The 8,700-nt window shown below is 71.5% G+C and carries 8 protein-coding genes; 4 read left to right on the top strand and 4 right to left on the bottom strand.

All coding sequences use genetic code 11. The features are described from left to right. Positions 1–190 precede the first annotated feature (190 nt). From VFM98_RS14815 to VFM98_RS14800, 4 genes are all read left to right on the top strand, one after another. Positions 191–1,234 (top strand): nitronate monooxygenase, encoded by a 1,044-nt coding sequence (locus VFM98_RS14815; RefSeq protein ID WP_325110680.1) that lies wholly within the window; start codon positions 191–193, stop codon positions 1,232–1,234. A gap of 26 nt (positions 1,235–1,260) precedes the next feature. Next, entirely contained in the window at positions 1,261–2,010 is a 750-nt protein-coding gene (gene fabG, locus VFM98_RS14810; protein WP_325110679.1) for a 3-oxoacyl-ACP reductase FabG, read from the top strand. 505 nt (positions 2,011–2,515) lie between these two features. Beyond that, positions 2,516–3,760, top strand: coding sequence for a CoA transferase (locus VFM98_RS14805; protein WP_325110678.1), 1,245 nt, complete (start codon positions 2,516–2,518; stop codon positions 3,758–3,760). Next, positions 3,757–4,701: an MBL fold metallo-hydrolase gene (locus VFM98_RS14800; RefSeq protein WP_325110677.1), complete on the top strand. Its 945-nt coding sequence runs from the start codon at positions 3,757–3,759 to the stop codon at positions 4,699–4,701. The genes VFM98_RS14805 and VFM98_RS14800 overlap by 4 nt, the downstream gene beginning before the upstream one ends. A gap of 128 nt (positions 4,702–4,829) precedes the next feature. Here the strand turns inward: VFM98_RS14800 and VFM98_RS14795 are convergent, their stop codons facing one another. The 4 genes from VFM98_RS14795 to ftsH all read right to left on the bottom strand — a co-directional run. Further along, positions 4,830–5,354 carry a hypothetical protein gene (locus VFM98_RS14795; RefSeq protein WP_325110676.1) on the bottom strand — a complete coding sequence of 175 codons (525 nt, stop codon included), beginning with the start codon at positions 5,352–5,354 and terminating at the stop codon, positions 4,830–4,832. A gap of 132 nt (positions 5,355–5,486) precedes the next feature. Then, on the bottom strand, positions 5,487–6,002 hold the full coding sequence (locus VFM98_RS14790) for a hypothetical protein (RefSeq protein WP_325110675.1): 516 nt from the start codon (positions 6,000–6,002) through the stop codon (positions 5,487–5,489). A gap of 101 nt (positions 6,003–6,103) precedes the next feature. Beyond that, entirely contained in the window at positions 6,104–7,066 is a 963-nt protein-coding gene (locus VFM98_RS14785) for an ornithine cyclodeaminase family protein (protein WP_325110674.1), read from the bottom strand. Between the two features lie 7 nt (positions 7,067–7,073). Beyond that, the coding region (gene ftsH / locus VFM98_RS14780; protein ID WP_325110673.1) for an ATP-dependent zinc metalloprotease FtsH at positions 7,074–8,700 on the bottom strand (1,627 nt) is incomplete at its 5' end.

Below are 8,700 nucleotides of genomic sequence, written 5' to 3'. Positions count from 1 at the left end.
CGGGCTGCGTCTCATGCTGGAGCCAGTTGCGACTCCTCACGCAGTGAACAACGCTGGCGCGAAGCGATCCGGTAGGCTGGCGCTGAGAGCGAAGCCGAAGCCCAGCACAACGGCGCGAAAGAAGCGCACCGCCGTCTAGTTCTTCTCCCTTCGCTTTACAGGCTCAGGCCTCGTATTGCACGATCCCCCGATGACCCTCTCCAATCTCCTCGGCATCTCCCTCCCGATCCTCCAGGCCCCCATGGCCGGCGTGCAAGGCAGCGCCCTCGCCATCGCCGTCTCCAACGCCGGCGGCCTCGGCGCACTCCCCTGCGCCATGCTCGCCCCCGACGCCCTGCGCAAGGAACTCTCCACGCTGCGCGCGCAGACCGACCGCCCCTTCAACGTCAACTTTTTCTGCCACACCCCGCCGCAGCCCGACCCGGCCCGTGACGCCGCCTGGCGCGAGCGCCTCGCCCCCTACTTCGCCGAACTCGGCGCCGACCCCGCGACCATCCCCACCGGCCCCGGCCGCCTGCCCTTCAACGCCGAGGCCGCCGAACTGCTCGCCGAGTTCCGCCCGCGCGTGGTGAGCTTCCATTTCGGCCTGCCGGCTCCCGAACTGCTGGAGCGGGTGCGTTCCTGGGGCGCCAAGGTGCTGTCCTCCGCCACCACGGTGGAAGAGGCCCTCTGGCTCGAGGCGCGCGGTGTCGATGCGGTGATCGCGCAGGGCGCCGAAGCCGGCGGCCATCGCGGCATGTTCCTGTCGCAGGACCTCCACACGCAGATCGGCACGCTGGCCCTGGTGCGCCAGGTGGTCGATGCCGTGAAGGTGCCCGTGATCGCGGCCGGCGGTATCGCCGACGCGCAGAGCGTGGCAGCCGCCTTCGCGATGGGCGCGGCCGGCGTGCAGGTCGGCACGAGCTATCTGCTGTGCCCCGAGGCGACCACTACCGCGCTGCACCGTGCGGCGCTGCAGAGCGAAGCCGTGCGCACGACGGCGTTCACGAACGTGTTCACCGGCCGGCCGGCGCGCGGCATCGTCAACCGCATCGTGCGCGAGCTGGGCCCGATCAGCGAAGCCGCGCCGGCCTTCCCGCAGGCGGCTCCGGCGATGGGCGTGCTGCGCGCCAAGGCGGAGAGCCTGGGCCGCAGCGACTTCTCGCCCTTGTGGGCGGGCCAGAACGCGAGCGGCTGCAAGGCGATCCCGGCGGCGGAGCTCACGCGCGAACTGGCGCGCGGCTGCCCGCGCTAGCGACATCGAGACGAGGGGAAGCAAGCATGGACCTGGAACTGAAGGACAAGGTGGCGATCGTCACCGGCTCGGCGCGCGGCATCGGCGCCGCCACCGCGCGCCGGCTGGCGCTGGAGGGCGCGCGGGTGGTCGTCAACGACATCCAGGCCGAGCGCGCCGAAGCCACGGCCGCGGCGCTGCGCGAGGAAGGCCTGCAGGCGCACTGCATCGTGGCCGACATCACGCGCGCGGCCGAAGTGCAGCGGCTGGTGGACGAGACGGTGGCGCGCTTCGGCGGCGTGCACGTGCTCGTGAACAACGCCGGCTTCCCGCGCGACAAGTACCTGGTGAAGATGAGCGAGGAAGACTGGGACCTGGTGATGGGCGTGATGCTCAAGGGCGCCTTCCTCGTCACCAAGGCCGTGATGCCGCGCTTGATCGAGCAGGGCTGGGGACGCGTGATCAACATCAGCTCGCGCGCGCATTTCGGCAACCCGACCCAGGCCAACTACTCGGCGGCCAAGGCGGGCCTGATCGGCATGGCCAAGGCGCTGGCGATCGAGGAGGGGCGCTACGGCGTCACCGTCAACTGCGTGGCGCCCGGCTTCATCGAAACCGAGATGGTGCAGGCCCTGGCCACCTACGAGACCATCAAGGAACGCGCGATCCAGATGCAACCCGTCAAGCGCGTCGGGCGGCCGTCCGATATCGCCGATGCGGTGGCTTTCCTGGCGTCGGAGCGTGCGGGGTTCATTTCGGGCGAAGTGCTGCACGTGACGGGGGGGCGGTTCGGCTGACGTTCCGCGTCCGTGTTCCATGCGCGGGACGGTCTATCGCGCCGTCTGTGCCGCGCTGCGTCTCGTTCCCCTGGGTCCGGCACAGGACGGGTTTGTCCGCCTCCTCCATGTCCTCCGGCGCGGATGAGTGCTCAGCCCCGGGATGTCGCCGCGCCCGCGCCTCCCCCTTTACTTCCGGAGTCGGACAAACCCGTCCTGCGCCTGCAGTGTGGGATGGCGGGCGATCGGTCCTCCACGAACCGTGACGCAGCGCTGCGCCGTGCGTGCGGTGGGCCCGGATTGCCGGGGCGTGTTCATCGCGCGCTGCAGGCCCGGAGGGGGTTTGTCCGGCTCCGGAAGTAAAGGAGGAGGCGCGGGCGCGGCGACAACACGGGCAACGGTTCTCATCCGCGCCGGGGGACATGGAGGAGACGGACAAACCCCCTCTGGGCCGGACCAGCCGGCGCCGGCGCTGCAGATGACGGCTTACGAATAATCGCTTCTGCGATCCGGCATGATCGCGGGCATGACCTACCCCTTCCTCTCCGGCCTGCGGGTCGTCGAAAGCTCCGCCTTCATCGCGGCGCCGCTGGCCGGCCTCGCGCTGGCGCAGCACGGGGCGGACGTGATCCGCGTGGACATGATCGGCGGCGGCATCGACTACGGGCGCATGCCGCGCATGCCGCATCCGCAAGGGCGCGGCCGCAGTCTCTACTGGACGGCCTTGAACAAGGGCAAGCGCTCGATCGCGATCGACCTGCGTCGCCCCGACGGGCGCGAGCTGGTGCAGCAGCTGGCCACCGCGCCGGGGCCCGACGCGGGCGTGCTGCTCACCAACATCGGCACGCCGTGGCTCGCCCACGAGGTGCTGGCGGCGAAGCGCGCCGACGTGATCACCTGCACGATCCAGGGCAATGCCGACGGCTCCACGGCGCTGGACTACACCGTGCACTGCGCCACCGGCTATCCGGCGATCACGGGCGGCGGCTCGCTGCAGCAGCCGGTGAACCAGGTGCTGCCCGCGTGGGACATCGCCTGTGCCTACCAGGCGGCGCTGGCGATCGCGAGCGCGCTGCATGCCCGCGCGCGCATCGGCCGCGGGGCCGAGCTGAAGCTGGCGCTCTCGGACGTCGCCTTCACCACGTTGTCGCACCTGGGCGTGCTGGCGGAGGCGGAACTGCTGCAGCAGGACCGGCCTTCGCTCGGCAACCACCTCTATGGCGCCTTCGGCCGCGACTTCGGCACCGCGGACGGCGCGCGCATCATGGTGGCGGCGATCTCGATCAACCAGTGGAAGGCGCTGGTGGCCACCTGCGGCATCGCGGAGCCGATCGCGGCGCTCGAGCGCCGGCTGGGCCTGGACTTCGCCGACGAGGCACAGCGCTTCGAGGCGCGCGAGGAGATCGCGGCGCTGGTGGAGCCCTGGTTCGCCGCGCGCACGCGCGAGCAGGCGGAGGCGGCGCTGGAAGCGAACAAGGCGTGCTGGGGCCGCTACGACCTGCCGACCGGCTTGCTGGCGCACGATGCGCGCGTGAGCGCCGCCAACCCGGTATTCGAGCGCATCGCGACGCCGGGCATCGGCACGCACCTGGCCGCCGGCGCGGCGGTGCGTGCCGCGGGCCTGGAGCGCGAACCCACCGCGCCCGCGCCGCTGCTCGGCACCCACACCGACGAAGTGCTGCACGAAGTGCTGGGGCTGGATTCCGGCGCCATCGGGCGCCTGCACGACGCGGGCGTGGTCGCGGGGCCCGAGCGGGATCCCTCCGCATGACGGCCGCGCTGCGCGACGAGCGCCTGGACCACGGCATCACGGTCGTCGACACCGGTTTCGTGCGGGCGCAGTTCGATGCCGCCTACCTGGTGGTGCAGGAGGGCCGCGCCGCGGTGGTCGACACCGGCACGAATGCGGCCGTGCCGCGCATCCTGGCGGCGCTGGCCGCGCAGGGGCTGGAGCCGGCGGATGTCGAGTGGGTGATCCCGACGCACATCCATCTCGATCATGCGGGCGGGGCGGGGCTGCTGATGCAGCAGCTGCCGCGGGCACGCCTGCTGGTGCACGCGCGCGGCGCGCGGCACATGGTCGATCCCTCGCAGCTGATGGCGGGCGTGCGCGCGGTGTACGGCGACGAGGTCGTGCGGCGCGACTACGGCGAGCTGGTACCGGTGGCGGCCGATCGCGTGGTGCCGGCGGAAGAGGGCATGGTGGTGCAGCTCGCGGGACGGCCCTTGCGCGTGATCGACACGCCGGGTCACGCGCGGCATCACCTGTGCCTGTGGGACGAGGCCAGCCGCGGCTGCTTCACCGGCGACACGCTGGGCGTTTCGTACCGCGAGTTCCACAACGGGCGCTGGCACTATGCGCTGCCTTCGAGTTCGCCGGTGCAGTACGACCCGGCAGCCTTGCGCGAATCGGTGGCGCGCCTGCTGGCGCTGCGCCCGGCGCTGGCGTACGTCACGCACTACGGCGCGGTGGCGGAGGTGGAGGCGCAGGCCGACATGGTGGTGCGGCAAAGCGATGCGATGGCGGCCTTGGCGCAGGAGTTGCGCGAGGCGGGGGATTTCGAGCAGCGGCTGCGCGAGGGGTTGCGGGAGATCTATTTGCGCGAGGCGAAGGCGCGCGGGGTGGGCCTGGGCGATGCGGAGATCCTGGCGCTGGTGGAGCCGGATGTGGAGTTGAATGCGCAGGGGTTGGCGGTCTGGATCGGGCGGTAGCCCTTCGCGCATCGCTGGGCTTCGGGCTTCGCCGCTCAGCGCCAGCCTACCAAGTCACGTGGCGCCGGTTTTCGTAGGCTGGTGCTGAGCGCGCGCGAAGCGCGCCGAAGCCCAGCGTTTTCGCCCGCCTATGACTCCTCGCCCATGTGCACCCAGTCGCCTTCCTCCAGGCCGCCCATGAAGCGCGCCATCAGCTCCAGGCGGCCGTGGCGCTCGGCCCACTCCACGTGCTCGCGGAAGCGAAGCCGCTTCTGCAGGCCCGACAGGCGCGTCCACAGCCAGGGCTGGAGCGGCGGCGCCTGCAGCTCCGGCTGGCCATCGCCTCCGAGCAGCCGGTACAGCTCGGCCCACTGCGCGGGCAGCGGGCAGACGCGGTTGTTGCGCCGCGCGAGCACCATCAGGGTGTGCACGCTCAGGAGATGCGGGCGCTCCGGGCCGACGAGTTCTTCCGCGCAGCCGCCCTCCGTGGTCACCGGCACCACGCTGGAAGGCTCCGTCGGAGCGAAGGCGAGGTCGAGGCGCTTGGAGGCCTCATGCCAGAGATCCCAGGCCGAATCGCCGCCTTCGTGCGCTTCGGGCACGGGCAGCCGGGAGACCCAGTTTTCGGGCTCCAGGGTACCGCTCTTCGTCCTCGCATCGCGCTGGCGGGCCATTCGTAAAGCGTACCCTCGGCAGTACGTAGGTCATCTGTAAGAGCTGCAATGGATTGCGCGCCTGCCTTGGCAAAAACGCGCACGCAGTAACGCGCGGTCACATGACCCGCCCCGAGCTTCCGGCACGCGTTTTCAGGCCTCGCCCATGTGCAGCCAGTCGTCCTCGGCGAGCCGGTCCATGAAGCGGGCCAGCTGCTCCAGGCGGCCGTGCCGCTCGGCCCATTCCACGTGTTCGCGAAAGCGCAGGCGCTTCTGCAGCGACGAGAGCTTCCGCCACATCCAGGGCTGCACGGGCGGCGGCGGCAGGTCCGCGTAGCGTTCGCCGTCGAGCGCGTCGTAGAGCTGCAGCCACTTCGCCGGCAGGGGGCAGACGCGGTTGTTGCGGCGCGCCCGCACCATCAGCGCGTCGGCGCTCAGCGGGTGGTGTTCGGCGGGCGCGGGCTCGGGCGCTTTGCCGGAGAGCGGAACGGCCTGCGACGGCTGGGTCGGCGCGAAGGCCAGGTCCATCCGGCGCGAGGCTTCCTCCCACTCGGCCCACAGCGAATCGCCGCCTTCGAGCGCTTCGGGGGCGGGGATGGTGTAGGGCCAGGCGTCGCCTTGCCAGTCGTCCTCGGCGGGCTTTCTTGCTGAGTCTCGGTGCCGTGCCATGCGACCAAGTTAGGAGCCCGGGCGGCGGGCGGCGGTAGGCCACGGCCGCCTTCCCGGCGGGGAAAGCCGGCCGGCACGTGCAAGGGGTTAAGGAATCCTGCTTAAGGGCGTGGCTCTGCAGGAGCCGGCGCGCCTTCGTGGACGAGGATGGCAGCCGCCAGGTCTTCCAGCGCCGTGCCGACGGACTTGAAGACCGTGCGCTGGTCGGCGTCGGCGCGCCCGACCGCCTCCCCGCGCGCGAGCATCGCCAGCGTGGCGCACACGTCGCCGGGCGCGAAGACGCCGCGCGCCATGGGGCCGAGCAGTTCGCCGCTTTTCCTCAGCGCCTCTTCGGTGTCGACGTAGAGCGCGGCGCCGGCGAAGCAGGCGTCGTCCGCCTCGCGCATCGCCGGCGTGAAGCTGCCGATCAGGTCCAGGTGTGTGCCGGGGCGCAGCCAGGTGCCGTGCACCACCGGCTCGGTGGCGAGCGTCGCGCAGCTCACGATGTCCGCTTCGGCGCAGGCCCCGGCGAGGTCGGTGACGGCGCGGGCGGCGAAACCCTGGTCGCTCCAGGTGTCCGCCAGTGCCTGCGCGCTCTCCTGCGAACGCGCCCAGACACAAACTTCGTCGATGGCACGCACCGCCCGATAGGCCGCGGGCAGTTCGCGCGCGATGCGGCCGGCGCCCACCACCAGCAGCCGGCGTGCGTCCGCGCGGGCCAGCCAGCGGGCTGCCAGCGCGGAGGCAGCGGCCGTGCGCCGCGCCGTGATCACGTCGCCGTCGATCAATGCCAGCGGCACGCCGGTGGCGCCGTCGTACAGCAGGTAGGTCGCGTGCAGTCCCGGCAGCCCGCGCTGCGCGTTGCCCGGCGCGATGTTGATCGTCTTCACGCCGTAGTAGCGCCCCGGCACCCAGGCCGGCATGATCAGCGAGGTGAAGGAGAAATTGGAATCTGACCCCAATTTGACTTCGTGCACATGCCGAGGCGGCACCTCGCAGCCGCGCGCGAACATGGCCTCGAGTGCGGGCACGAGGCGCGCGTAGGGCAGGGCGGCCGCGGTGGCCGGGGCGTCGTGGATGCGCATGCGGCGATCATGCCTTGAGCGGGCGGGTCTCCAGGTCGGGCGCGCGCGCCAGCCCGGTCGCATCGAGGATCTCCTGCTCCGAGAGCGTTTCCTTCTGCAGCAGCGCCTGCACCAGCGCGTCGAGCGCGCGCCGGTTCTGGTGCAGCAGGCGCTTGGCCTCGCCGTGGCACTCGTTGATGATGCGCTGCACCTCGGCGTCGACCAGGCTGGCGGTCCGGTCGCTGAAGGGCTTCTCGCCCATGAAGGCGCCGCCGGTGCCGAGATACTGGTTCTGCGCGGGGGCCAGCTGCACCATGCCCACGGCGTCGCTCATGCCCCAGCGCGTGACCATGTTGCGGGCCATGCCGGTGGCCTGCTCGATGTCGTTCTCCGCGCCCGTGGTGCGCGTGCCGTACACCACCTCCTCCGCGGCGCGGCCGCCCAGCATGCCGATGATGCGGGCGCGCAGGTAGTCCTCGGGGTAGTTGTAGCGGTCGGTCTGCGGCCGCTGGTAGGTCACGCCCAGCGCCTGGCCGCGCGGCACGATGCTCACGCGGTGCACCGGGTCGGCGCCGGGCACCAGCAGGCCCAGCAGCGCGTGGCCGCTCTCGTGGTAGGCGATGCGCTCGCGGTCGTCCGGGCCCAGCAGCAGCGGGCGCTCGGGGCCGAGCACGATCTTCTCCAGCGAATCGAGGAAGTCCTTGTGCCGCACCGAGGCCTCGTTGCGGCGCGCGGCCAGCAGCGCCGCCTCGTTCACCAGGTTCTTCAGGTCGGCGCCGGAAAAGCCCGGCGTGGCCTGCGCCAGTTCCTCCAGGCTCACGTCGCCATCGAGCGGCACCTTGCGCACGTGCACGCCCAGGATGGCCTGGCGGCCCGCCTTGTCCGGCAGGTTCACCACCACGCGCCGGTCGAAGCGGCCGGGCCGCAGCAGCGCGCGGTCCAGCACGTCGGGCTGGTTGGTGGCGGCCAGCACGATGATGCCTTCGCGGCCGGTGAAGCCGTCCATCTCGGTGAGGATCTGCTGCAGCGTGTGCTCCTGCTCGCTGGCGCCGCCGATCGCCACCTGCCCGCGGGCGCGGCCGATCGCGTCGATCTCGTCGATGAAGATGATGGCCGGGGCGTTCTCGCGCGCCTGCTTGAACAGGTCGCGCACGCGCGCCGCGCCGACGCCGACGATCATCTCCACGAACTCGGAGGCGCTCATGGAGAAGAAGGGCACGCCCGCTTCGCCCGCCACCGCCTTGGCCAGCAGCGTCTTGCCGGTGCCGGGCGCGCCGATCAGCAGCACGCCCTTGGGCGCGGTGCCGCCGAGGCGGGTGTACTTCTCCGGCGCCTTGAGGAAGTCGACGATCTCCACCAGTTCGTTCTCGGCCTCGTCGATGCCGGCCACGTCGTTGAAGGTGACGCGGTTCTCGGCATCGGCGTCGTAGCGCTTGGCGCGGCTGCGGCCCATGCCGAAGATGCCGCCCATGCCCATGCCGCCGCCGCCCTGCGACTGCGCGCGCCGGTACAGCCAGACGTAGAAGGCGATCAGCAGGATCGCGGGGCCGAAGCCGTACAGCAGGGTCGCCCAGCCGCTGCCTTGCTGGATCGGCACGGCGCTGATCTCCGCGCCATGCGAGATCAGGAAGGGCTCCAGGTCGCGGGCGAAGAAG

Origin of the sequence: Ramlibacter sp. (assembly GCF_035706265.1) — a bacterium.
In the GTDB taxonomy this organism is placed as follows: domain Bacteria; phylum Pseudomonadota; class Gammaproteobacteria; order Burkholderiales; family Burkholderiaceae_C; genus Ramlibacter.
Note: the sequence above shows the minus strand (reverse complement) of the source record. Positions and strands in the feature narration are given on the sequence as shown.

What these genes read in the sequence shown, in the direction of transcription:
- VFM98_RS14805 (WP_325110678.1), top strand. Translation starts at nt 2,516, where the DNA reads ATGACCTACCCCTTCCTCTCCGGCCTGCGGGTCGTCGAAAGCTCCGCC.
- VFM98_RS14800 (WP_325110677.1), top strand. Translation starts at nt 3,757, where the DNA reads ATGACGGCCGCGCTGCGCGACGAGCGCCTGGACCACGGCATCACGGTC.
- VFM98_RS14785 (WP_325110674.1), bottom strand. Translation starts at nt 7,066, where the DNA reads ATGCGCATCCACGACGCCCCGGCCACCGCGGCCGCCCTGCCCTACGCG.
- VFM98_RS14815 (WP_325110680.1), top strand. Translation starts at nt 191, where the DNA reads ATGACCCTCTCCAATCTCCTCGGCATCTCCCTCCCGATCCTCCAGGCC.
- fabG (WP_325110679.1), top strand. Translation starts at nt 1,261, where the DNA reads ATGGACCTGGAACTGAAGGACAAGGTGGCGATCGTCACCGGCTCGGCG.
- VFM98_RS14790 (WP_325110675.1), bottom strand. Translation starts at nt 6,002, where the DNA reads ATGGCACGGCACCGAGACTCAGCAAGAAAGCCCGCCGAGGACGACTGG.
- VFM98_RS14795 (WP_325110676.1), bottom strand. Translation starts at nt 5,354, where the DNA reads ATGGCCCGCCAGCGCGATGCGAGGACGAAGAGCGGTACCCTGGAGCCC.